22 protein-coding genes are annotated in these 23017 nt (G+C 40.6%); 14 read left to right on the forward strand and 8 right to left on the reverse strand.

What is annotated here, in order from left to right; genetic code table 11:
• Nucleotides 1-129: 129 nt before the first annotated feature.
• Both LBYS_RS07775 and LBYS_RS07780 read left to right on the forward strand, forming a co-directional pair.
• Nucleotides 130-1359: a 3-phosphoshikimate 1-carboxyvinyltransferase gene (locus LBYS_RS07775; RefSeq protein WP_013408318.1), complete on the forward strand. Its 1230-nt coding sequence runs from the start codon at nt 130-132 to the stop codon at nt 1357-1359.
• Nucleotides 1356-1847 (forward strand): hypothetical protein, encoded by a 492-nt coding sequence (locus LBYS_RS07780; protein WP_013408319.1) that lies wholly within the window; start codon nt 1356-1358, stop codon nt 1845-1847. The genes LBYS_RS07775 and LBYS_RS07780 overlap by 4 nt, the downstream gene beginning before the upstream one ends.
• On the opposite strand, the gene LBYS_RS07785 is transcribed toward LBYS_RS07780, so the two are convergent.
• The 6 genes from LBYS_RS07785 to LBYS_RS07810 all read right to left on the reverse strand — a co-directional run bounded on the left by LBYS_RS07785 (nt 1844) and on the right by LBYS_RS07810 (nt 8644).
• Nucleotides 1844-4252 carry a bifunctional UDP-N-acetylmuramoyl-tripeptide:D-alanyl-D-alanine ligase/alanine racemase gene (locus LBYS_RS07785; protein ID WP_013408320.1) on the reverse strand — a complete coding sequence of 803 codons (2409 nt, stop codon included), beginning with the start codon at nt 4250-4252 and terminating at the stop codon, nt 1844-1846. The two genes, LBYS_RS07780 and LBYS_RS07785, sit on opposite strands and share 4 nt — an antisense overlap.
• Nucleotides 4239-5843 (reverse strand): glycerol-3-phosphate dehydrogenase/oxidase, encoded by a 1605-nt coding sequence (locus LBYS_RS07790; RefSeq protein WP_013408321.1) that lies wholly within the window; start codon nt 5841-5843, stop codon nt 4239-4241. Before LBYS_RS07790 ends, LBYS_RS07785 begins: the two co-directional genes overlap by 14 nt.
• A gap of 24 nt (nt 5844-5867) precedes the next feature.
• Nucleotides 5868-6296 (reverse strand): hypothetical protein, encoded by a 429-nt coding sequence (locus LBYS_RS07795; RefSeq protein ID WP_013408322.1) that lies wholly within the window; start codon nt 6294-6296, stop codon nt 5868-5870.
• A 60-nt stretch (nt 6297-6356) separates the two neighbouring features.
• Nucleotides 6357-6977, reverse strand: coding sequence for an RluA family pseudouridine synthase (locus tag LBYS_RS07800; protein ID WP_013408323.1), 621 nt, complete (start codon nt 6975-6977; stop codon nt 6357-6359).
• The gene (locus LBYS_RS07805) at nt 6978-7796 is read right to left on the reverse strand and encodes a universal stress protein (protein ID WP_013408324.1); all 819 of its coding nucleotides are present in this window, start codon (nt 7794-7796) and stop codon (nt 6978-6980) included.
• Between the two features lie 68 nt (nt 7797-7864).
• On the reverse strand, nt 7865-8644 hold the full coding sequence (locus LBYS_RS07810; RefSeq protein WP_013408325.1) for an SDR family oxidoreductase: 780 nt from the start codon (nt 8642-8644) through the stop codon (nt 7865-7867).
• 120 nt (nt 8645-8764) lie between these two features.
• On the opposite strand from LBYS_RS07810, the gene LBYS_RS07815 reads away from it, so the two are divergent.
• From LBYS_RS07815 to LBYS_RS07845, 7 genes are all read left to right on the forward strand, one after another.
• Nucleotides 8765-9376 (forward strand): DUF502 domain-containing protein, encoded by a 612-nt coding sequence (locus tag LBYS_RS07815; RefSeq protein WP_013408326.1) that lies wholly within the window; start codon nt 8765-8767, stop codon nt 9374-9376.
• Nucleotides 9373-9945, forward strand: a complete 573-nt coding sequence (locus LBYS_RS07820) for a hypothetical protein (RefSeq protein WP_013408327.1) — start codon at nt 9373-9375, stop codon at nt 9943-9945. Before LBYS_RS07815 ends, LBYS_RS07820 begins: the two co-directional genes overlap by 4 nt.
• A gap of 202 nt (nt 9946-10147) precedes the next feature.
• Nucleotides 10148-10879, forward strand: coding sequence for a hypothetical protein (locus LBYS_RS07825; protein ID WP_013408328.1), 732 nt, complete (start codon nt 10148-10150; stop codon nt 10877-10879).
• Nucleotides 10872-11723 carry a lipoyl synthase gene (lipA, locus tag LBYS_RS07830; RefSeq protein WP_013408329.1) on the forward strand — a complete coding sequence of 284 codons (852 nt, stop codon included), beginning with the start codon at nt 10872-10874 and terminating at the stop codon, nt 11721-11723. The genes LBYS_RS07825 and lipA overlap by 8 nt, the downstream gene beginning before the upstream one ends.
• Nucleotides 11724-11878: 155 nt before the next feature.
• A complete protein-coding gene (gene metK / locus LBYS_RS07835; protein WP_013408330.1) occupies nt 11879-13153 on the forward strand; it encodes a methionine adenosyltransferase in 1275 nt (424 codons plus the stop codon).
• A 169-nt stretch (nt 13154-13322) separates the two neighbouring features.
• Nucleotides 13323-14198, forward strand: coding sequence for a succinate--CoA ligase subunit alpha (sucD, locus tag LBYS_RS07840; RefSeq protein ID WP_013408331.1), 876 nt, complete (start codon nt 13323-13325; stop codon nt 14196-14198).
• A gap of 78 nt (nt 14199-14276) precedes the next feature.
• A complete protein-coding gene (locus tag LBYS_RS07845) occupies nt 14277-14816 on the forward strand; it encodes a hypothetical protein (protein ID WP_013408332.1) in 540 nt (179 codons plus the stop codon).
• Nucleotides 14817-14835: 19 nt separating this feature from the next.
• Here the strand turns inward: LBYS_RS07845 and LBYS_RS07850 are convergent, their stop codons facing one another.
• Nucleotides 14836-15765: a malate dehydrogenase gene (locus LBYS_RS07850; RefSeq protein WP_013408333.1), complete on the reverse strand. Its 930-nt coding sequence runs from the start codon at nt 15763-15765 to the stop codon at nt 14836-14838.
• 133 nt (nt 15766-15898) lie between these two features.
• Between LBYS_RS07850 and LBYS_RS07855 the strand changes: the two genes are divergently transcribed.
• From LBYS_RS07855 to nadE, 5 genes are all read left to right on the forward strand, one after another.
• On the forward strand, nt 15899-16333 hold the full coding sequence (locus tag LBYS_RS07855; RefSeq protein ID WP_013408334.1) for a YkvA family protein: 435 nt from the start codon (nt 15899-15901) through the stop codon (nt 16331-16333).
• 75 nt (nt 16334-16408) lie between these two features.
• Nucleotides 16409-16609, forward strand: coding sequence for a Sec-independent protein translocase subunit TatA/TatB (locus tag LBYS_RS07860; RefSeq protein ID WP_013408335.1), 201 nt, complete (start codon nt 16409-16411; stop codon nt 16607-16609).
• A gap of 80 nt (nt 16610-16689) precedes the next feature.
• The gene (gatA, locus tag LBYS_RS07865; RefSeq protein WP_013408336.1) at nt 16690-18093 is read left to right on the forward strand and encodes an Asp-tRNA(Asn)/Glu-tRNA(Gln) amidotransferase subunit GatA; all 1404 of its coding nucleotides are present in this window, start codon (nt 16690-16692) and stop codon (nt 18091-18093) included.
• A gap of 114 nt (nt 18094-18207) precedes the next feature.
• Nucleotides 18208-19734, forward strand: coding sequence for a lytic transglycosylase domain-containing protein (locus LBYS_RS07870; RefSeq protein WP_013408337.1), 1527 nt, complete (start codon nt 18208-18210; stop codon nt 19732-19734).
• An 81-nt stretch (nt 19735-19815) separates the two neighbouring features.
• Nucleotides 19816-21798 carry an NAD(+) synthase gene (gene nadE / locus LBYS_RS07875; RefSeq protein WP_013408338.1) on the forward strand — a complete coding sequence of 661 codons (1983 nt, stop codon included), beginning with the start codon at nt 19816-19818 and terminating at the stop codon, nt 21796-21798.
• Here nadE and LBYS_RS07880 read toward each other — a convergent pair.
• The gene (locus tag LBYS_RS07880; protein WP_013408339.1) at nt 21788-22879 is read right to left on the reverse strand and encodes an endonuclease/exonuclease/phosphatase family protein; all 1092 of its coding nucleotides are present in this window, start codon (nt 22877-22879) and stop codon (nt 21788-21790) included. The two genes, nadE and LBYS_RS07880, sit on opposite strands and share 11 nt — an antisense overlap.
• Between the last annotated feature and the right edge of the window lie 138 nt (nt 22880-23017).

Genomic DNA, 23017 nt, shown 5'->3' on the forward strand with positions numbered 1-23017 from the left:
ACTTATTTCGGATAAACGAACCAATTTGCCATAAGATTGGCAAGGAAATAGGACAAACGGCAGCATATTCTTCTTGCAACTACCCTATCCCAATTTTTCAATTTATCTTTGCACAAAAATCATTAAGCTTTGACCTCATATTTTTTACACAAATCATCGGGATTATTCAATGAACGCATAGCTCTGGCTTCCTCCAAAAGTGAGAGCAACAGAGCACTTATTTTAAACGCCTTGACCGGATTCAAATCGGAATTGAAAAATCTGTCCTCCGCTAGAGATACGCAAACCATGATACGTCTTCTTCAAAGTACTGAAGAAACAGCGGATGTACTAGATGCAGGAACTACCATGCGTTTCCTAACCGCCTTCTTTACGGCTACGAATACGCCTAAGATCATGACCGGAACTCCCAGAATGTGCGAAAGACCTATAGGCATTTTGATTGACGCTCTTAAAACCCTGGGTGCGGAGATAGAATATCTAGAAAAACCGGGATATCCCCCACATAAAATCCATGGATTCACAGATCAAAAAACCAATCAGCTGGAGATTCGTGGTGATGTGAGCAGTCAGTATATCTCAGCTCTGCTTATGATAGCTCCAACCCTTCCACAGGGATTAGAAATACAACTCACCGGTGAAATAGGATCCATTCCATATATTACCATGACTATCCGACAAATGGAGGCATTTGGGGTGAAGGTGGAAGCTGATTGGAAAGCAAAGACACTAAAGGTTAAGCCTCAAACATATACTCCGGTAACTTATCAAATCGAGTCGGATTGGTCTGGAGCCTCCTACTGGTACTCCATGGTGGCTTTGGCGTCACATCCTGAGACTAAAATCGAGCTTTTAGGCTTAAAATTAAATTCTTTACAAGGAGACAGCGCCATTGCTGATATCATGGTTCATCTTGGAGTAAAGAGTACTTTTACTAAAGATGGAGTACTTTTAGAAAAGATACCTGCTGCAAAAGACTTCCGCTGGAATTTCTCTGACTGCCCTGATCTAACTCAGACCGTAGCCGTCATTTTAGCCGCCCTTAGAATAGAAGGTGAGTTAACGGGTATTGAAAGTTTGAAGATCAAAGAGACGGATAGAGTACTAGCTCTTCAAAACGAATTAAAGAAAATAGGAGCTGAACTTGTTGAAGTAGAGAAAAACCTCAAATACAAGGTAACTAACTTCAAAGCATATACAGAGATACCTCAAATAGCCACTTATGATGACCATAGAATGGCCATGGCCTTTGCTCCACTGTGTCAATTAGGAGATGTGATCATAGAGGAACCGGGTGTAGTAGCCAAATCTTACCCATCTTTTTGGGATGACGTAAAAAAAATAACCGAAATAAAATGAAGTTCCTTTGCCTCTTTCTTTTTCCAGTCTTCGCCATAGCGCAAACAGTTGACACTTTAAATAAGTTTGACTACATCCTGCCTATACCTCAAGGCTGGACCATAAAAGAAGGATGCCAAGCGCAAGACTGTAGCCTTTTGGCCCCACAAGACCATCCAAAAGATACCTTTCTGGAAAACCTGAACGTCACTGTGGCAGAGGCTCCGGCTAAGAATTATCCGGTAGAGAAATACGTTGATTTTTCCGCCCAATATCTACCTTCAGTAATAGAAGGTTTTAAGATTTTGGAAAGAAAAAAACTACCCGATAATAAAGCCTACTTGATCTATACCGGAACTAAAAATGATTTTATTCAGACCTGGAAACAGGTGTATTGGATCAAAGGAGAAAAACTTTATATACTAACATTAAGCACAGAAAGCTCCCAATTCGAAAACTACATTCAAAACATAGGGAGCTTTCTGGATGCTTTTACGCTAAAAGATTAGGCATGATAAAAAACGCGTTTCACACGAGACGAAATGCCCGTTAAGATCTCGTAAGGAATAGTATTTATCTTCTCTGCCAGCTCCGTTAAAGATGGGTTTTCACCAAATACTATGACTTCATCCCCTTCTTTGCAATCCACATCTGTCACATCTATCATGCACATATCCATACATATGCTACCCATAGTAGGACAAGCTTTCCCATGGACTAGAACAAATGCATTGCCCCTACCAAAACCTCTGTCATATCCATCCGCATAACCAATAGCAATGGTAGCTATTTTTGATTCTCTATTTAATACTCCATATCTACCATAACCCACGGTTTCTTTTGGATCTAAAACCTTAATTTGAGAAATAGTAGTTTTCAGAGTGGCTACGGTCTGCAAATCTTTTTGCTCTAATCCTGAAGATGCTACGCCATAGAGTCCTATACCTAAGCGTGACATATCATACCTGGCCTCCGGAAACCGAATAATGCCTGCCGTATTACAGATATGACGGATCGGAGAGTAGCCTAAACCATTAATGATAGCAGATGAAGCCCGTTCATAGCATGCAATCTGCTCTTTGGAGAAAGCATCATGTTTAGCTTCATCAGCTCCTACTAGATGTGAAAAAATACTTGCTACTTGTACCTTAGGATGATCCTCTAGGGCTTTTAGTAATGGAGGAACTTCTTTTTCCAAAAATCCCAAGCGGTGCATGCCGGTGTCAATCTTCAGGTGAATCTTTGTTAACTCATCCGGCTTCCAATTCTCCTTTGCCTTCAAATAGGCCTCAAGAACCCTAAAGCTATAGATCTCAGGTTCCAATCCGTATTCAAAAATGGTGCTATAACTATCCGGATCTGAGTTCATCACCATTATAGGAAGAGAAATGCCATTCTCACGCAAAGCCACTCCTTCATCCGGGAATGCCACCGTGAGATAATCTACCCGGTGATATTGTAACCAAGCGGCCACCTCATTTCCGCTACCATATGCAAAAGCCTTCACCATCACCATGATCTTAGTAGATGAGCCCAATTGCCTCCTATAATAGTTTAAATTATGTGTTATAGCATCTAAATTGATTTCCAGGACGGTGCCGTGATTACGTTTGATTAGTTTTTCTACTATCTTTTCAAAGGCAAAGATCCTAGCCCCTTTAACCAAAATAAGTGAACTTTTTATCCTCTCAAGTGCACCGCTAGTCAAGAGAGCTTTAGTGTCATCATAATACTGAGTTTCTACTCCGGACAAGTGGATAGGATATTTTTTCCAATGTTCTCCTACTCCAATAAAGGTATTCAAGCCCTGAGGCGCTATCAAATCCTGCATGACCCTAGAAAGGCTTTCTCCTTCCAATCCCGTCTGAAACATATCAGAAAGTATCAAGACCTTTCCCCTCAAGGTGTGCGCCTGACTCATGAATTGTAAGGCCATTTTAAGCCCACCTAAGTCATTATTGTAAGTATCGTCAATGATATAATTATCCTCCCTTCCCTCTTTCAGTTCTAAACGCATCTCCACCGGATTCAGAAAGCGCAACCTTCGCACATCCCAATCTTCCTTGACACTCAAAGCCGCTAAAATACAATGCACTAGATTTTCAACGGAAGCGGCGTCAATAAAGGGAAGTTCATACTTCTCACCTTTCCACAAAAAATAAGCCTTACCATCCTTCACCTCTACATCAGCTTTCGACCAGGAGACTATTTTTAAGTTTGGATTTTGTTCCAAAAGGAAAGCATTCACCTCCTCTTCAATTTCAGAATAATCTCTACAATAGATTAAAGTTTCTGATTTCACAAAAAGCTGCAGCTTTTCTCTGATCTTTTGCCTGTCACTTTCAAAACCCTCACTATGCGAAGAACCAATATTCGTAAAAACCCCTATAGTAGGCTGAATGATCTTCTGCAAGGCTTTCATCTCTCCTGGAAGAGATATCCCGGCTTCAAAAATGCCCAATTGGTACCGAGAAGACATTTCCCATACGGATAGGGCCACTCCTATCTGAGAATTATAGGATCTAGGACTCTTTACTATATCAAAATCTTTATCCAGCAAGGCATTTAACCATTCCTTTACTATGGTCTTTCCATTACTACCTGTAATCCCTATTACTGGATGATCATACTTCTGGCGATTTTTTCCCGCCATTTCCTGAAGAGTAAGAATACTGCTATCCACAAGCAGTGCCTTAACTTCCTCTTTTTCCAGAATACCTTTTAATTTTTCGTTAAATGCTCTCTTTTCAACTACAAACTCCCGAATACCCTTATCGTATAATTCCGGAATAAATTGATGTCCATCATGCCTTTCCCCTTTAATGGCGAAAAATATGCTGGAATCCGGTTTCGAAAGAAACCTACTATCCGTCAAGGCCACTTTGGCCTCCGGATCTAGCTCACTCACCCACATCTCTAAACTTTTTTAACAATGCTTTATAGTCATTAACTTCTTGCTGAAGTTTTTCTTCTGACCAATTAAACTCCTCCGCCATGATTTGACCCACTTTCTCTACTGATTCGTAACAGGAGTCCCAATCCAGAATCTCCCATCTAACCCTTCGAGCCATGAAATCCCTAATATTCATGGCCATCTCTTCTCTGCAGGCATATCTAACCTCTGCTTCTAAATACGGTCTGGCAGAATGAATCTTCTTCTCCTTCCCACCGTCAATTTCTAAGACCTTAAACACATTTGAGCCATAATAGCTCAATAGTCTGAACCAAAAACTCTCCTCCATATGGGGTGGAGGTAATACTTGCTCCTCATTCCCGTCTAAAGGAAACTCATGAGTCTTGCAAATTCTTTTTTGTCCAAATATCTCATCAACCACGTTCACGGTGTCTTCAGCCATTAGCCGGTAAGTAGTCCATTTTCCCCCTAACAAACTCACCAGTCCACTCACCTCATCCACCTCCACTTCATGATCTCTCAGCAGTGATTTGGTATTATCAGCATTCCGTCTTTTGGCCAGGAGCAAGGGTCTAACCCCACCAAATCCGGCTTTGACATCTTTTTCCTCCGGAGCATCTTTTAGATACGGCTTGGCGGTCTCTAAAAGATATTTGATCTCATCTTTTTCCAGATAAGGCTCTTCCTCTCCTTTCCTGTAGGGACTATCCGTAGTACCCACCATCACTTTCCAGCGGAAAGGAATGACGAAGATGAGTCGGCCATCAGCCGTCTTAGGGATCAATAAGGCCTTGTCTCCTTCAAAATATTTCTTTGGTAAGATGAGATGCACGCCTTTCGAAGGAGCTATGCGCTTTTCTTCGTCAGGATTGGCCATTTGGCGTATGGGATCTGAAAATGGCCCTGTACAGTTGACAAAGATTTTTGCTTTAATTTCCAAATTCTGACCCTTTATCCTATCGTACAAATCAGCCCCTATTAACTTCCCTTCTGTATCTTTTTGGAATCCTTTCAGCTCCAAATGATTAGCCACAGAGGCACCGTTTTTCGCTGCCGTTTTTACTAGTGCCATCACAAAACGGGCATCGTCTAATTGACCATCATAATACAAAATTCCACTATGAGCCTTTGGAGTAATGTTCGGACTTTCAGTCAGCATCTCCTTTCTGGTGAGCCAGCGCGCGGATGGGAAATGATCTTTGAGGGCAAAAAAGCCATAGATCTTCAGACCAATAAAATAATAGAGCCCTTCAAAAGCACTGAATACGGGCGTAACTATACCCAACTTTTTGGTAATATATCTGGCATTAGCATGCAAGAATTTCCTTTCTCTTAGTCCGTGCTTTACTTGTCGCAATTGTCCAAAATCAAACTTCTTGAAAGCCTGCTCCAAATAGCGGACTCCGCCATGAATTAATTTGGTGGATTTTGAAGAGGTTTCTCCACAGAAATCACCTTTGTCTATCAAAGCAACTTTATATCCTCTTAATACAGCATCTAAAGCAACTCCTGCGCCGCTTGCACCGGCACCAATCACGCAAATATCAAACTGCTCATGAACTATTTTATCCAGGTTGACTTGTCTATTCATAATAAAAAAAGGGCATTAAGCCCCTTATAATGTTTCTGCTGTGTCTACGGGAGTAGGTAATATCCTTTGGGGCTGGATCCTTTCAGGTTTTGGTAGAAACTGAACATCTACTACTATGAACTTCGTATCTCCATTCCAAGGGAACTTAATAAACTTCTCCTGGTACAAAAGGGTCACTCTTTCTCCTGATGCCAAAGCTTCTCTGACTTTCTTCACCACTGCATCGTCTTTCGCGGAGAAATTCCAAGGTCTAGGGGATAAGGTACCCGTTTCACCGGAATATCCTCCCTCCATTAATACTCCTTCCCAAGTCTTGAAGACATAGCCTTTCTCACTAAAATTAGAAATGGTTCCGGCTCTGTCTCCTGAGGCGTAATATCCGGTACTTATGAACCAAACTATTCCTAATACCACCAGCAAGAGAATGAAAAGAAAGATCTTAAACTTTCGCATGTTTTATAGTTGTTATTAATGATACAAACCAACAAAAAAAAAGATGAATCCTAAAATTTTTTAAGCAGGAAGTCCTTCCATTACAGTGCTTCCCGTTTCAAAACCGTATTTCGCCCACAAAAAAGGTAAAGGAATCTCTACTTCGAAATCCGGGCCTTTTATTTGGGTACAACTCAAAAATATAGATCCATCAGGAGTGCTTCGCTTATAACCATATTTTAAGTCGCCTACCAAAGGAAATCCAACTTTACTAAACTGCGCACGGATCTGATGGAATCTACCCGTCTCAATCTTTACGGCATACAAGGCGTAACGTTGAGAATTACCCCTTAGTTGATACCTCAAGATAGCCTGCTTTGCGCCTTCCACAGCATGATCAAAAACCTTTGCCTTCAATCCCTGCTTCTTAATCCAATGTTTCAATACCCCCTCTTTACCCGGTCCCGGCAAGTTTACGATGCAGTGATAGGTTTTACTGTATTTCTCCGGTGACCACCTGGCGGCTACTTCAGCACTTTTAGCAAGCACCATAAGACCACTTACCCGCTTGTCTAGTCGGGTCAAGACATGACAACCCGGAAATGCACTTAAGATGGAGTCATTTTTACCAGGCTCATCTTGAGAGGCTATGCCACTAGGTTTATCTAGAATGATATAGTTATCGTTCTCAAAAATCTTCATTTACAAAGGCAAAGACAATAGCGGCACTTCGCTGTTTAAAGCCATTATTCGGGTTTTACTTCTATGGATCAAAGAGGACCAAAATCCATATTTATTTGGCACCATGATTAACATATCAGCTTGTATTTCCTTTAATTCCAATTGGATTTCACGAATGACGGCATTGGAACTGACATTCTTGTAGAAGTACTGTATATCACTTCCATCTTCTCCGTACGCTTTTTCGGTTTCTTCTTTCAAGCCTTGAAGCTCTTTCACCTTTTCACTGACATGGAAGATCTCCACCTGTTTAGCTCCAAAATCAGCAGCTACCTCCTTCACTTTTTCCAGTACATGCAGATGCACCCCGCGTAATACATCTGCAGCAAAAAGTATGGTCTTAATTCCTTCAAACTGTACCTCTAGAGGAATGGCAAGTACCGGAACCTTTAACCTGTTTATTACAGCTGTGGTAGTATTCCCCAGCATATCTAGCTCCAAGGATTTCTCCGGCATACCTAAAACTAGGATGTCTGCTTGAAAATGAGCTAAGCTCAATTTTAATTCGGTATAGAAATCATCTTTGTGCCAATCCGCCACAGTTTTGATCTCATACTTTTCAGCCAATGCCTTCGCTCTGTCCTCTAATTTCTTCTGACTCGCATTATATAAATCATCAAAAGTAGATGGACCTAGGCGCGAATTCAGGGCATGAACAGACAATTTATATAAGTGAAACAAAACCACTTTTGCCCCAACCACCTTTGCTGCGGCACCCGCATATTCTACTGCGTTTTCAGCTTCTTTAGAAAAGTCAGTAGCAACCAATATCACTTTCATACGCCTAAACTTTTTAGAAAGATAACTAAAAATTAGTAGAACAAAGTATGATTATCCTCAGCTTTTAACTAGATACTTCCTATCCTACCTCCATCTGCCTGAATACTAACTCCTGTTATGTAAGAAGCGGCAGGAGTACACAAAAAGGCTGCCAAAGAAGCTATTTCTTCCGGTCTCCCGAACCTTCCCATGGGAATTTCTGCTTGCATTTCTGCCACGACCCTTGTCGTGTCCATTCCCCTAGCTTCTGCCTGAGAGGATATGAGGCTCGCCAATCTTCCGGTTTCTGTAGAGCCCGGTAGCACATTGTTTACGGTAATCCCATACGGAGCCACTTCATTTGCTAAGGTCTTAGCCCATGAAGCCATGGCTCCACGAATGGTATTACTTACCCCCAATCCTCTTAATGGTACACGTACGGAGGTAGAAATAATATTCACAAACCTTCCAAATTGGGCTTCTTTCATACCTGGCAGAACCCTTTGGGCAATATTCTGACTGTTGACGATGTGCATTTTAAATGCTTCTTGGAAAGCATCGGGATCTGCATCCACTATGGGGCCGCCCTTTGGACCGCCCGTATTATTAATTACAATATGAATAGTCTCTTGTATCCCATTTATCACTGATTTGACATCTTCAGGTTGGGAAAAATCAGCCGTAAGGTAGCGGTGAAATTGTCCTTCACCCTGCTTAAGCTCACCTAAGACCTTTTGTAATTTTTCTGGGTTCCTGGCAAACAAGATACAGTTGGCCCCCAATTCTGCCAATTCAATAGCTACAGCCTGACCTATACCGGCAGATGCACCGCAGATCAAGGCATTTCTTCCTGAAAGGTTTAAGTTCATATGATATGTGATTAGACCAGAAAATTCGGGGAAGAAAAAGTCATTTCCAAGAAAAACCCAGTCCTAATGGAAAGTAAGGTGAAAAATATAATCTAATTTTAAGGGCTCAATGCTATCGTCATGAGAAATCCAATACGTTTCATATTCAATCGCTTTATAGCCTACTTTTTCCGAGGCTTACTCTTCATTGCCCCATTAGGCATCACCGTACTCATCCTTTTCTCTGCCTTTGATTTTGTAGATAGCTTAGGAAGGATACAATTTGAGAGTTGGACAGATCCAAACAAAAAGATCTTTATCCCCGGCTTAGGGTTCCTAATTGTGGTAGGTGGTACCGCATTTATTGGAGTTCTTTTCACTAAGATTCTGCCCATAACTATACAGGGATGGTTAGAAGAGAAGTTGAGTAACCTCCCCTTAGTAAAAATCTTTTATACAGCCACTAAAGATCTAATTTCTGCGTTCTTAGGGGAGAAAAAGAAATTTACCACCGGGGTACTGGTCACCATCAATTATCATCCTGTAGTGAAAAAGATGGGATTCTTAACCCAGGAGAATCTGGACGTCTTTAATTTACCAGATATGGTGAGTGTGTATTGTCCCCATGGATATGCCATTTCAGGACAGACCTTCATAGTGTCAAAAAAGGATGTAGAGATTCTGGATATCCCCAGTACAGAACTCATGAAAATGGCCATTTCCGGTGGAGTGTCCATAACAGAAACCAAATGAAAAGAACCTTATTTTTAGCTTTCTTCCTGTTGTCACTCGCCACACAAGCCCAGGAATTTAAAACCGTAGAAGAGCTTTTAGAAAAAAGTGATCCCAAAGCCTTCAAGGCCATGACCTCCAAAAATCCGTTTATTGTAGTATCTAACTATAGAAACGGGAAAAGATGGAAGTACTTTGAAGGGGATATTTTAAGATTCAAAACTAAAGAAGGCAAGTACTTCGAAGAGGAAATAGCCTATATAGAAGATAGCACATTTACTATATATAAATACAACTCCATCGCTCAAAGGATGGAACAATATGCTTTCAAACCCTCTGATATCAAGTCTGTTTACAAATACAAGAGAGGTGGGGTCTGGAAAACGGCTTTGTTAAGCATGAGTCCTATAGTTCCTATGGCCTTGATAGACTGGGGAGTTTACAATACGCCCCCTTGGGAAAACGAGAACTTCCTTTGGATCACTCCCATTATAGGGGTGGGAAACGTGATCTTATTCAAGCATAAGAACTTTTTTAACCAACAAAGAATGGGTGAGAATAGGACCTTTAGAATCATCAGGCCCTATTAATGGACAGTCGCCTGAGTTTAGAGACATTGTATCAGCAGACCACGGCTACAACCTTGCATCTAAACGCCGATTTGTTGTGACAATTAGGTTAATGATATTTAGGATTCGGTTCAAAATTATCAAAGCAGAACAAATTATTCAATCCTTTCGTTAGTAAATTTAAGTAGGTAAATCTATTTTTACCAGACCATATTCGGATCAGATGTTAAAGAAACTATTACTCCTTCTGATAACCCTTCCTGCTTTTGCCCAACAAGAGGAAGAAGAGATAGATTCGAAGACCTTGGCCTTCGGCGCTACCACCAGTAATTATACCAGTCTCATAGGAGGTCTTGTAGTCAGAAGTTCTGTACCTGTAGATGTTCGGAAAGGGAAATCCGTGTATCGCTATATGGCTTTGGAGATCCTCAACCTCAAAAACCCCAGAGAATACAGCATCTTTACCGGCTTTGGACCCAAGTACACCGTAGGAAAGAGAAACTATTTATTCACCATTCGTCCGCAATACGGTAGAGAATACGCCTTATTCACTAGAAGTAAAGACAGTAACGTAGGATTAAGTATAATAGCTGCGGGTGGTCCCAGCATAGGATTGATGAAGCCCTACTATGTAAGGTATGAGGACAGTAATAACTTCGTTCAATACGATCCTAACATAAAAAGCAGAATCAGTGGAGTGGGTGGAATCCTGAAGAATGGTTTTCAGGGGATCAAATTCAATCCCGGCTTACATGCCAAAATTGCCGCAAACATAGATATCAATACCTTCAGTGATAGTGTTACCGGACTGGAAATAGGTACTTCCGTAGAAACCTTCCTGAAGAAACCCGAAATACTCGCGTCAACTTTCTCTGATAATCCTCAGACCTTTGTTAGCGTTTATCTAACTTTGTATTTCGGTAATAAATCGATCGTAAAGAAGAAAAATGATTGAAAGGAAAAAACGTCCCGATTGGCTTCGCGTGAAGCTTCCCATAGGTGAGAACTACAGAAAAGTACGAGAAATCGTAGATAATAATAAACTACACACCATCTGTCAAAGTGGTAATTGTCCCAATATGGGAGAATGCTGGGGTGAAGGAACGGCTACGTTTATGATCCTTGGAAACGTGTGTACGCGCAGTTGCAACTTCTGTGCCGTAGCTACAGGTAGACCTAATGAATATGACACCCAGGAACCTGAAAGAGTGGCTAAAGCTATAGCTACCATGGGGGTTAAACATGCAGTTATCACTTCCGTAAACAGAGACGAACTGAAAGATAAAGGTGCAGAGATCTGGTATCAAACGGTAGTGGAGACGAAGAAACTATCGCCAAAAACTACTATTGAAACCTTGATTCCGGACACTAAAGCGGACTGGGATGCCCTTTACCGTATGATATCTGCCGGACAGGAAGTGGTTTCTCACAATATGGAAACCGTAAAAAGTTTCTACCGTAAGGTTAGGCCTCAAGCTAAATACGAGAGAAGCTTAGAGCAGATTCGTAGAACCAAAGAATACGGAAAACGCACTAAAACCGGCATCATGCTTGGGTTTGGAGAAAAGAAGGAAGAGGTCTTCGAAGCTATGGATGATCTTGCTAGCGTAGGTTGTGATATTTTGACCCTGGGTCAGTATTTACAACCCACAAAAATGCACCACGAGGTGATAGAATTCATTCATCCGGATCTTTTTGAAGAATATAGAGTGGAAGGATTGAAGAGAGGAATCAAATACGTGGAATCAGGACCTTTGGTAAGATCTTCTTATCACTCGGAAAGACATGTGAATGTATAAATAGTAAATTTATCTATTTTAGGAGGTCTAAATAGTAAAAACCTCTAAGTCATTCATAAAAGTCAGATAATTAAGTTATTTTTTAGAAAAAATTTAGCAAATTTGCCCCACCCACGGAAAGGTAAGCCAAGGGCAAATGTTTAAATAAAAAATATATGGCATATTTATTCACTTCGGAATCGGTTTCTGAAGGGCATCCTGACAAAGTAGCCGATCAAATCTCTGATGCTCTCATTGATCATTTTTTAGCTTTTGACCCGAATTCTAAAGTAGCATGTGAAACTTTAGTGACTACCGGTTTAGTGGTATTGGCGGGTGAAGTAAACACAAGCACCTACCTGGATGTGCAGAATATAGCAAGAGAGGTAATTCGTAAGATAGGTTATACCAAAGCGGAGTACATGTTCGAAGCGAATTCTTGTGGAATCATCTCTTCTATACATGAGCAATCTCCGGATATCAATCAAGGGGTGGAACGTCAGACGGCAACGGATGATTTTGAAACCAAAGCCAATGCTCAGGGCGCTGGAGACCAAGGAATGATGTTTGGTTATGCTACAAGAGAGACGGATAATTATATGCCATTGGCTCTGGATCTCTCGCATAAAATCCTTCAGGAAATTGCAGAAATCCGCAGAGAAAACAAAGAAATTACCTATTTGAGACCGGATACTAAGTCTCAGGTAACCATTGAGTATACTGACGACAATCATCCTCAGCGTATTGATACCATTGTCATCTCTACTCAGCATGATGAGTTTGATGAGGACGAAGCCATGTTAGCTAAAATCAAGTCGGACATGATCAATATCGTGATCCCAAGGGTTAAAGCTCGTTTAAAACCTGAGCTTCAAGCCTTGTTTACGGACAATATCACTTATCACATCAACCCTACAGGGAAATTTGTAATCGGTGGTCCTCATGGAGATACCGGACTTACTGGTCGTAAGATCATTGTAGATACTTACGGTGGCAAAGGAGCTCATGGTGGAGGGGCATTCTCAGGAAAAGATCCTAGTAAAGTGGACCGTTCTGCAGCTTATGCTACGCGTCATATAGCAAAGAACTTAGTGGCTGCAGGAGTATGTGATGAGGTTCTGGTACAGGTATCTTATGCTATCGGTGTGGCACAGCCTTGTGGAATCTTTGTAAACACTTACGGTACAAGTAAAGTGAACTTAAAAGATGGTGAGATAGCAAAAGTAGTGGAAAAAATCTTTGATATGCGTCCTTATGCTATAGAGCAAAGATTAAAATTACGTACTCCTATCTATTCAGAAACTGCCGCTTACGGACATATGGGTAGAGAGCCTAAAGTGGTGACCAAGGTATTCGAAAATGCAGGTCAAAGAGCTGAGGTTCAGGTAGAACTATTCACCTGGGAGAAACTGGACTACGTAGATAAAGTAAAAGAGGCTTTCGGGCTGTAATATAGGGTTCGACTGGTAGTCGAACCTTTCTTTTTATATTTGAATGATACCATGATTTTCGAGAAAAATCAGGCTTAGATTTTGTATTTTTCTAATTTCAGAGGTACATTTGGAGGAATTTATAAACTTTGGGATTTCTTAAACCGACATCTGTCAAATCAAGTCAAAAATGAGTATTCTTGTAAACAAAAATTCGAAGGTAATAGTACAGGGCTTCACTGGCTCAGAAGGAACATTTCATGCAGGCCAAATGATCGAATATGGCACGAATGTAGTGGGCGGTGTGACCCCAGGTAAAGGTGGTCAAACGCATTTGGACAGACCTGTATTCAATACCGTTGAAGAAGCTGTTAAAGAGACTGGCGCAGATGTTTCCATCATATTTGTACCCCCTGGGTTCGCTGCTGACGCCATCATGGAAGCTGCACAAGCCGGCATCAAAGTTATCGTTTGTATCACAGAAGGTATTCCTACTAAAGATATGGTGAAAGCTAAGTCTTTCATCTCTACTTATGATTGTACTTTAATCGGACCAAACTGTCCGGGAATCATCACTGCTGAAGAAGCGAAAGTAGGTATCATGCCTGGTTTTATCTTCAAGAAAGGTACTATCGGTGTAGTTTCAAAATCAGGTACTTTAACATATGAAGCCGTAGACCAATTGACTAAAGTAGGTCTTGGCCAATCTACCGCTATCGGTATCGGAGGTGACCCTATCATCGGTACTACTACTAAACAAGCCGTGGAAATGTTAATGAATGATCCTGAAACAGAAGGTATCGTAATGATCGGGGAAATAGGCGGCGGTATGGAAGCAGAAGCTGCTCGTTACATCAAGGAAACGGGTAACAAGAAGCCTGTTGTAGGTTTCATCGCCGGACAAACAGCTCCTAAAGGTAGAAGAATGGGCCACGCCGGTGCTATCATCGGTGGTGCTGATGATACTGCTGCTGCAAAAATGGCTATCATGAGAGAATGTGGTATCCATGTAGTGGATTCTCCTGCAGAAATTGGAGAAACCATGTTAAAAGCTTTGGGTAAATAATATCCTTACTGTATATTTAAAAACTCTGATTTATCATAAATCAGAGTTTTTTCGTTTTTATATTATAAACGTGTATCTATGAAACCTGTACTTTATACACTTCTTACTTTGCTTTTTGTTACATCTTGTAAAGATAAGGAGGTAGATTTATTACCAATTGATATGCTTACAGGAGGCACATCGAAGACCTGGAATATGGTGGCATTTTCTATTGATGGAGAGCCATTTTTAGCATCGGATTTGGGGATGACTGATTTAATTACATTTGAAAAAAGGTTTTCCGATGAAAATAACTTAAAGGTTTATCAAGGAACATTTTACGTTTGGCGAAGTTTAGATGGTGGATCAAATGACTTCATAAAAGCCATTACTAAGTTTGACAATTACACTCTTCACCTAAATGATGTCAATCCCGACGGAAGTATAGCACCTACACCTGAGGTTTGGAACGTTGAAATCAAAAATAAGACAAACATTATATTAAAAAATGAAACTATAAACTCTGAAGAGTTCATAAAAGATGAAAATGGACAATTCGTACCTAATCCATTTTATGGCCAAAAAACTAGCAGAATATTAGAACTTATTTATCAAGAAGATGCAACTGAGCCCGAATAATCCGGGCTCAGTTTTTTTATTATAAAGCAGCATTCATAGCTCTTACTGCATCAGCAGACTTTTCAAATGCGGCTTTTTCCTCATTAGACAACCTCAAGGTTACAATCTTCTCCCAACCGTTCCTACCTATCACTACAGGCACACCTAAGCAAATGTCCTTTTGACCATACTCTCCGTTTAAATACACGCAAGAAGGAATGATCTTCTTTTCGTCTCTAAGTATGGATTCCACCACTTGACCAATAGCTGCACCTGGAGCATACCAGGCAGATGTCCCCAAAAGTCCGGTTAAAGTAGCTCCTCCTACCATCGTTTTATCAGACACTTCTTTAAGTGCTTCTGCAGATAAGAACCTACTTACCGGAATACTATTCCAGGTAGCTAAACGGGTTAATGGAATCATAGTAGTATCACCATGTCCTCCTATCACCATGCCATGTAAGTCACTTTGGGCCACACCCAAGGCTTCACCTAATCTATAGCGAAAACGTGCTGAATCTAATGCTCCACCCATTCCTATCACTTTACGCTTAGAAATACCCATTTCTGCAGCAATCTTATAAGTCAAATAGGTCATGGTATCCATTGGGTTAGATACAATCACAATCACGGCTTTGGGAGAAACCTCTAAAGCTGATTTCACTACCCCACCCACGATCTTAGCATTAGTCCCGATCAACTCCTCACGCGTCATACCCGGCTTACGAGGAATACCTGAAGTTACCACTATAACATCTGATTTTGCGGTCTTGCTGTAATCATTGGTCACACCCGTGATCTTTGTATCAAAACCTTCTATGGACGCTGTCTGAGCTAAATCCATGGCTTTGCCCTCTGCAAATCCCTCTTTAATATCTAGTATCACTACCTCAGACGCTATCTCCTTACGGGCTATGTTATCTGCTGCGGTAGCCCCTACCGCCCCTGCTCCAATAATGGTAACCTTCATTTTAGCTTGAATATGTTATGTTGAACAAATATTATACAAAAATATCTTTATTATTTTATTTTTTTATCAATATTGAACTTTGATTTTCGTTTTTTATGTTTGAAGAGTTAGACGTGCTAAAATTCACTTAATTATGAAAAAAACCGGCTTTCTTAAAACCATTTTGGGGTCCATCTTTTTCAAAAATTCCTTCCTGAAAGCGAGCAGACTATCAAAGAACTCAAAAGGAATCATCCTTTTGCTAGGTACTGTTATTAGTAAGATGCAATCAGACGGAAAAGGTTCCGCATTTCAAAAGATCAAAGCGAAGGTGAAGTCCTTAGGATTACTCCTCCGTCACTACGCTAACGGAAGTTATCGGAATGTTGAAACAAAGCACATCATCTTCATATTAGCTGGAATGATCTACTTTCTTTCTCCTGTAGATTTGATTCCTGATATATTGCCACTAGTGGGATTCGCTGATGACATCGCGCTGTTTTCATTCATCTATAACAGCTTGTCTAAGGAAGTAGAAAAGTTTGAAATGTGGCTTTTAAATCAAAAAGCGGAAGTGATTCTTGAGTGATGTACTTTTTTAAACTTTTCATTTTAAATCCCATAAAAAAAAATTAATTTTGTTGAACATTAAAAAAATTGTGAGATGGAGCTGACAACATTATTGTTTTTGGGATCTCTGGGAGGTTCTGAAATATTTATCATCCTTTTCGTCATACTGTTGTTCTTCGGAGCCAAAAAACTTCCTGAACTAGCCAGAGGCTTAGGTAAAGGTATCAAAGAATTTAAGGATGCCACTAAAGATGTAAAAGAGAACATCGAAAAGGCGACCAAAATAGAAGATTGATAGAATTCAATAGTTGACATACGAGAACAACAGTTTTGTGCTTAACACAAGTCTGTTGTTTTTTATTTTTTTACCCTACTATGCAGTATTCGGAGTATAGAGAGCGGCTGTTTGCCGGAGAATGGAATTTAAGCGAAGTAGTAGATACCTTCTTAGAGCGCATTAAATCCTATAAACACCTGAATGTTTTTTTAGATGTTTATGAAGAGGAAGCTCGCCAAAAGGCCAAAGAGATCTCTGAGAAGATCAAAAACGGAAATGCCGGGAGACTAGCCGGTATGGTGATAGGCCTTAAAGATATATTAGCGTACAAAGACCACGGTCTGCAATGCGGATCAAAGATTCTAGACGGTTTCCAATCCCAGTTTACCGCCACAGCCGTACAGCGCCTCCTCAATGAAGATGCCATCATTATTGGTAGACAAAACTGTGACGAATTCGGCATGGGGTCTTCTAATGAGAATTCCGCCTTTGGTCCTACCCTTAACTTTTGGAACGAAAACAAAGTGCCTGGCGGGTCATCTGGGGCAAGTGCTGTAGCAGTAGCAGCGGGTTTATGTCATGCCTCCATAGGTTCTGACACCGGAGGTTCAGTTCGTCAACCTTCAGCATTTAACGGAACAGTAGGTTTAAAACCTACCTATGGAAGAATTTCCAGATGGGGCTTAGCCGCCTACGCTTCCTCCTTTGACTGTATAGGACCTATTACTTCATCTGTTGCTGACGCGGCCTTACTTTTAGAGGTGATGGCCGGTAAAGACGAGTACGATAGTACAGCCTCTCCTATAGCACCGGAATTGTACTCTGACTTTACTTCGAATCTGGAAAAGAAAAGGATAGGATACTTTAAAGAAGCTCTACATTCTGAAGGACTTGACGAAGGCGTTAAGCAAGCTACTATATCCAAAATTGAGCAATTAAGATCACAAGGTCACGAGATAGTTGAATTAGATTTCCCTGAACTGAAATACCTCCTTCCCGTTTACTATACACTGACCATGGCGGAAGCTTCTTCTAACCTCAACCGTTATGATGGAGTAAGGTACGGACATAGAGCAAAAGACGCTAAGAACCTGGAAGAACTCTATAAGAAAACCAGAGGGGAAGGATTTGGAAAGGAAGTAAAGAGAAGAATTCTTTTGGGAACCTTTATTTTAAGTGCAGAATATTATGATGCATATTATGCAAAAGCTCAGCGTGTGCGCACTTTGATCATTCAAAAAACGAATGATTATTTTAAAGAGGTAGACTTTATTCTGTCCCCTACTACACCTTCTCCTGCTTTTGATTTAGGAAGAAAAAATGTAAGTGCTACAGAAGCTTACCTGGAAGATATATACACTGTTCATGCGAACGTCTGCGGGATCCCTGCCATATCAATTCCAAATGGCAAAAGCCCGGAAGGACTGCCATATGGACTGCAAATTTTGGCTCCATCTTTTGCTGAAAAAGATTTACTGAATTTCGCAAAGCACATAGAATAAATTAGATAAAAAAAGAGTTTTAATATAGGAATAGTTTTATTCTACATTTTTTTTTATTAGGTTTGGATTAGCTTTCCTATTCCTGTGTATTATTTTCAACTCGTAAATGGCATTATGAAGTTATCTAAGTTATTTTTGGCCTGTTCAGTGGTGACGGTTTTCAGTGGGGGTGTGTGGGGTCAGATTAATGAAGTGGAAGAAGAACCTGTAGTGGTAGAAGAGGTAAAAATCTCCTATCCGTACCAGGTTCAGGTGATTGATGAAAGAGACAATGTCCCTTTTACTATTACCGTTCTTGATCCGGAAATTATTAAGGCTCGCCTTAAATCTATAGAGAAGACCATGCCCATGGTCTACAACGAAAGCGTAGCGTTTTGGTTAAATTATTTCACCCAAAGGAGACCTAATTTCACCAAGACCATGATGGAGGAAATGTCCTACTATTTTCCCATCTTCGAGAAGATCCTAAAACAAAATGACATGCCGGAAGAGCTAAAATATTTAGCTATTCTCGAATCAGGACTAAACCCTAAGGCAGTATCCCGCGCTAAGGCTGTTGGTCTATGGCAATTCATGTCATTCACTGGAAAGGAATATGGTTTGACCATCAATGAGTATGTAGATGAAAGGATGCATCCGGAGAAATCCACAGATGCAGCTTGTAGATATTTGAAGTTTTTAAACCGAATGTTTAATGACTGGGATTTGGCTCTTGCCTCTTACAATACGGGACAAGGTAGAATCAGCAGAGCCATGAAGAAAACCGGTTTAACAAATTACTGGGACCTACATCCTCATATCCCGAAAGACACTCGTCATTATGTACCTATGTTCATTTCCCTGGCTTATTTAATGAACTTTGGTCAAGATCATGGAATAGTGCCGGAAAAGGAAAACGTTCGTCCGCCATTGGAGAATATTTATGTTGACAGTAACGTAGACCTTCAAGTATTAGCTGACTTGACGCAAATTAATCTGGATGAACTTAAAAAGTACAATCCCCATTTAAAAGCCACCGTTTTACCTCAAAGTAAATACGGATATGAGATAGCCTTACCTACAACCTCCATGGCCTATTTTTCTGAGAACAGAGCTATGATTCTAGATTCAATAGGTAAGAGATTCAGAAGTGTAGAAACCATTACGGCTCCTCAATCTGAAGCTGTTTTAGCAAATGTCATTGCCGAACCTACAGAAGAAGGTACCATTATCATAGGGCGACCAGCAGCAAAGCAACAAGTAGCCAGCAATGTTTCTCAAGAATATGTAAGTGTTACTCGCAAAGTAAAGAAAGTACATAAAGTTAAAAGAGGAGAAGTCCTTGGTAAAATTGCTTCTCACTATGGCGTTTCGGTAAATGATATCAAAAAATGGAACAATAAGTCTAACACGAAAGTAGTAGTGGGAGAAAGCTTAGCCATTTATGTAGATAAGAGTGAAAAGGTTAAAGCTAACAGCTTAGTAGCAAACAAGTCTTCAGATAACGTAAAACAACCTATCATTCATACCGTTCGTAGAGGTGATACCCTATGGAATATTTCACAGAGGTATGAAGGAGTTAGCGTGAATGACCTTAAGAAGTGGAACAATCTTAAAGGAAATAATGTGGTTGTGGGTCAAAAGATCCGTATCCGCGCCTAAATTTCCTTTTTGAATATACAGAGAAGAGAAGCCTAAAAGCTTCTCTTTTTTATTTAGATTTGAAGCCAAAATACAGTTGTTATGCTTAAAGTAGGTGCTGCGGCATTGAACCAAACCCCCTTAGACTGGGCGGGAAATAGGAAGAACATCCTAAAGGCTATTCATGAAGCAAAGGCAGAAGGAGTTCAAATACTATGCTTACCAGAACTTTGCATTAGTGGTTACGGATGTGAAGATGCATTCTATGCCCCTGATGTCACCCAAAGAAGTTTAGAAAGCCTTGCCATAGTAGCAGAAGCTTCTGTAGGCATTGTGACTTGCGTAGGCTTGCCCATACGCCTTAGAAACAAGATTTATAATGCAGCTGCCCTCATTACAGATGGTGAGGTACTGGGTTTTGTCTTAAAGCAACACCTACCTAATTACGGAGTATTCTACGAGGATCGTTGGTTCCAAAGGTGGAAACCGGGAAAGACAGGTTCTATAAGCTGGAAAGGAAAAACTTATCCTGTGGGAGATTTATTTTTTGAGATAGGAGGTTACCGCCTTGGGATAGAGATCTGTGAAGATGCGTGGGTCCCACAGCGCCCTGGAAGTAAATTAAATGAAAAAGGAGTGGATTTCATCTTGAATCCCAGTGCCAGTCCCTTCAGCTTTGGAAAATTCCAAACCCGGGAGAAACTGGTAACAGACGCTTCTAGAGCCTTCTCTTGTGTTTACATCTATAGCAATTTATTAGGAAACGAATCCGGCCGCTTGATCTTCGACGGAGATACCATGATCAGTACGGGAGGAGAGCTGGTTGCCTCTTCAGATAGATTTAGTTATGCTGATTATACCTTAACTACGGCTATTGTTGAAGTAGAGACGAACAGAATTGAACAGGCAAAAATCAAATCTGAGTACCTTCAGGACTTTAGTTTTATATCCAAAGAACATCAGTGGGAAGAGACCTTTACTCCTACTTCCACTAAAGCCCTTTTGGAGCCTTTTGAAAGAGGAGGACATCTTAAGGAAGAAGAGTTTGCCCGAGCTGTGAGTTTGGGTCTATTTGATTACCTAAGAAAATCCAGATCCTTTGGTTTTACATTATCCCTTTCTGGAGGCGCGGATTCCTCTGCTTGCCTGGCACTATGCACTCTAATGCTAAGACTTGCAGAAGAAAGTGTAGGCTTAGAAAAGCTGAAAGACAAATTAAGTTATATACCGGGAGTAAAGGAATGTCAGGATCTAGCACAGATCCAATCGCTTCTGATGATAACCTTGTACCAAGGAACAAGGAATAGTTCGGAGGATACATTACAGTCGGCCGCTGCCTTAGCCAAAGATTGCGGTGCACGATTCTTTGTCTTTGACATAGATGATTTAGTTAGTTCTTATACAGAGAAGGTAGCGCAACAGATAGATAGGAAATTAAGTTGGGAGACAGACGATATTCCTTTGCAGAACATCCAAGCCCGGGTACGTGCGCCGGGAGTTTGGCTATTAGCTAATATTCACAATCATCTCCTTTTAACTACCTCTAACCGTTCAGAAGCAGCGGTGGGGTACTGTACTATGGACGGAGACACGGCAGGTAGCATTGCACCTATCTCAGGAATTGATAAGACCTGGTTGAGGACCTGGTTAGTATGGTTAGAAAAAGTAGGTTGTGAAGTCAAAGGCAAACACCTGCGTTTGGAGGGTTTGAAGTATGTAAACGCATTACAGCCCACGGCTGAACTTCGTCCTATAGAACGGACTCAAACAGATGAAAAGGATTTGATGCCTTATCCTGTTTTGAATCAATTGGAAATATTGGGCATTAGGGATCATCATTCTCCATTGGAATGTTTTAAAAGGATGGAGAAACTGTACAACTACTCTAGGGAGGAGCTTTACACCTGGACCAGGAGGTTCTTCCAGCTATGGAGCAGGAACCAATGGAAAAGGGAGAGATATGCACCGGGATTTCATTTGGATACCCATAATCTGGATCCTAGAAGTTGGTGCAGATTCCCTATCCTTAGTGGTGGTTTCTATGAAGAATTACAAGAATTAGAGGAATACTATCTCAATAGATGAGGTATTCTCCTAAGAGAGGATAATGATCTGAGTACTTGTATTCGTGTAAGGTCTTAAATCGAACTATCTTAAACTTCTCCGCCTCGAAGAACTGGTTATCAATTCTGAGAAAGCGGAGAATTTTTCTATAGGTAAAACCAAAGCCTCTACCCTCCTCTTCGAAGGCATTGAGTAATAATCTTCTCAATTTTCCATAGGCGTATCCGTAGGGAAGTTCGTTCAAATCACCTGCTATTATGACGGGATAAGGACTTTTATTTATCCAAGATTCTAGAATATTCACTTCGTTACCTCTTTCAGAGAAGCCGTTCTTAAGTTGGACCAGTATATTCTTAGTTTCTACCTTATTCAAACCATGATCAAAAACTTTGTTGACACGGATACCCATGGACTTTAACTGAAAGTTAATGACTCTAATGGTATCTCCGTTAACTACTATGTCAGTGGAGAGCAATCCGTTATTATTTGTAGGCCAGTACATCTCTTCCTTACGAATGATAGGATATATAGAGAAAGTGGCTAAACCTATGGTCCCTTGGCCTTTATCATTTCCTTGTTGGGAATGCATATAAACATAGTAAGGATTTTTCTCGGCGGTCCTACGTATCAGGTCATAATCAAAGTTTTTGGAATCATTATAGAACTCTTGGAAGCATTTTATATCTGCATTCTGTCCCACTACTGTTTCACCTATCCCTTTTGTGATCTTGTCTCCATTTGTAGATTCATTGCCGTTGAAGTTGGCATACATGATATTATAGCTCAAGAGAGAGAAATCTGCCTTAGCATCAGAAGGCTCTCGAAAATTAAACTTAAAGGTTCTGTCAGTTATGGAGTAGGTCATCAATAGCAAAGCCAAAGACAAGAGGGCCTTAGTGGAGCGTCCGAGAGCCCATATTACAAAGAATACAAAGTTCCCTAGGAGTACCAAAGGAAAAGAGATCATAAGGAATCCACCCAGCCAATGCTGAATGTTTGCTGAAAAGACCAATTGGTACACCAGCAAGCTGTATAAAGCAAACAGGATATTGATTAGGAAGAAGAACTTGCGAATAAAATCTGTTACCGCTCGGATAAACATCTTAAAGTGCCATGGTCAGTCATACAAAGTAAACAATTAATAGGGGCATTTCCTTGTAAAAAAGATCTGTAGTGTAATAATTTTTTAAGAAGACACCCTAAAATATTAAAAAAAAAGCTGTATTTTTGCATGAATTTA

The sequence above is a fragment of the Leadbetterella byssophila DSM 17132 genome (genome assembly GCF_000166395.1).
Lineage (GTDB): Bacteria > Bacteroidota > Bacteroidia > Cytophagales > Spirosomataceae > Leadbetterella > Leadbetterella byssophila.

Excerpts from the sequence above, each read along its gene's own strand:
- LBYS_RS07780 (WP_013408319.1), top strand. The coding sequence starts at position 1,356 with ATGAAGTTCCTTTGCCTCTTTCTTTTTCCAGTCTTCGCCATAGCGCAA.
- LBYS_RS07785 (WP_013408320.1), bottom strand. The coding sequence starts at position 4,252 with ATGTGGGTGAGTGAGCTAGATCCGGAGGCCAAAGTGGCCTTGACGGAT.
- LBYS_RS07790 (WP_013408321.1), bottom strand. The coding sequence starts at position 5,843 with ATGAATAGACAAGTCAACCTGGATAAAATAGTTCATGAGCAGTTTGAT.
- LBYS_RS07795 (WP_013408322.1), bottom strand. The coding sequence starts at position 6,296 with ATGCGAAAGTTTAAGATCTTTCTTTTCATTCTCTTGCTGGTGGTATTA.
- LBYS_RS07800 (WP_013408323.1), bottom strand. The coding sequence starts at position 6,977 with ATGAAGATTTTTGAGAACGATAACTATATCATTCTAGATAAACCTAGT.
- LBYS_RS07805 (WP_013408324.1), bottom strand. The coding sequence starts at position 7,796 with ATGAAAGTGATATTGGTTGCTACTGACTTTTCTAAAGAAGCTGAAAAC.
- LBYS_RS07810 (WP_013408325.1), bottom strand. The coding sequence starts at position 8,644 with ATGAACTTAAACCTTTCAGGAAGAAATGCCTTGATCTGCGGTGCATCT.
- LBYS_RS07815 (WP_013408326.1), top strand. The coding sequence starts at position 8,765 with ATGAGAAATCCAATACGTTTCATATTCAATCGCTTTATAGCCTACTTT.
- LBYS_RS07820 (WP_013408327.1), top strand. The coding sequence starts at position 9,373 with ATGAAAAGAACCTTATTTTTAGCTTTCTTCCTGTTGTCACTCGCCACA.
- LBYS_RS07825 (WP_013408328.1), top strand. The coding sequence starts at position 10,148 with ATGTTAAAGAAACTATTACTCCTTCTGATAACCCTTCCTGCTTTTGCC.
- lipA (WP_013408329.1), top strand. The coding sequence starts at position 10,872 with ATGATTGAAAGGAAAAAACGTCCCGATTGGCTTCGCGTGAAGCTTCCC.
- metK (WP_013408330.1), top strand. The coding sequence starts at position 11,879 with ATGGCATATTTATTCACTTCGGAATCGGTTTCTGAAGGGCATCCTGAC.
- sucD (WP_013408331.1), top strand. The coding sequence starts at position 13,323 with ATGAGTATTCTTGTAAACAAAAATTCGAAGGTAATAGTACAGGGCTTC.
- LBYS_RS07845 (WP_013408332.1), top strand. The coding sequence starts at position 14,277 with ATGAAACCTGTACTTTATACACTTCTTACTTTGCTTTTTGTTACATCT.
- LBYS_RS07850 (WP_013408333.1), bottom strand. The coding sequence starts at position 15,765 with ATGAAGGTTACCATTATTGGAGCAGGGGCGGTAGGGGCTACCGCAGCA.
- LBYS_RS07855 (WP_013408334.1), top strand. The coding sequence starts at position 15,899 with ATGAAAAAAACCGGCTTTCTTAAAACCATTTTGGGGTCCATCTTTTTC.
- LBYS_RS07860 (WP_013408335.1), top strand. The coding sequence starts at position 16,409 with ATGGAGCTGACAACATTATTGTTTTTGGGATCTCTGGGAGGTTCTGAA.
- gatA (WP_013408336.1), top strand. The coding sequence starts at position 16,690 with ATGCAGTATTCGGAGTATAGAGAGCGGCTGTTTGCCGGAGAATGGAAT.
- LBYS_RS07870 (WP_013408337.1), top strand. The coding sequence starts at position 18,208 with ATGAAGTTATCTAAGTTATTTTTGGCCTGTTCAGTGGTGACGGTTTTC.
- nadE (WP_013408338.1), top strand. The coding sequence starts at position 19,816 with ATGCTTAAAGTAGGTGCTGCGGCATTGAACCAAACCCCCTTAGACTGG.
- LBYS_RS07880 (WP_013408339.1), bottom strand. The coding sequence starts at position 22,879 with ATGTTTATCCGAGCGGTAACAGATTTTATTCGCAAGTTCTTCTTCCTA.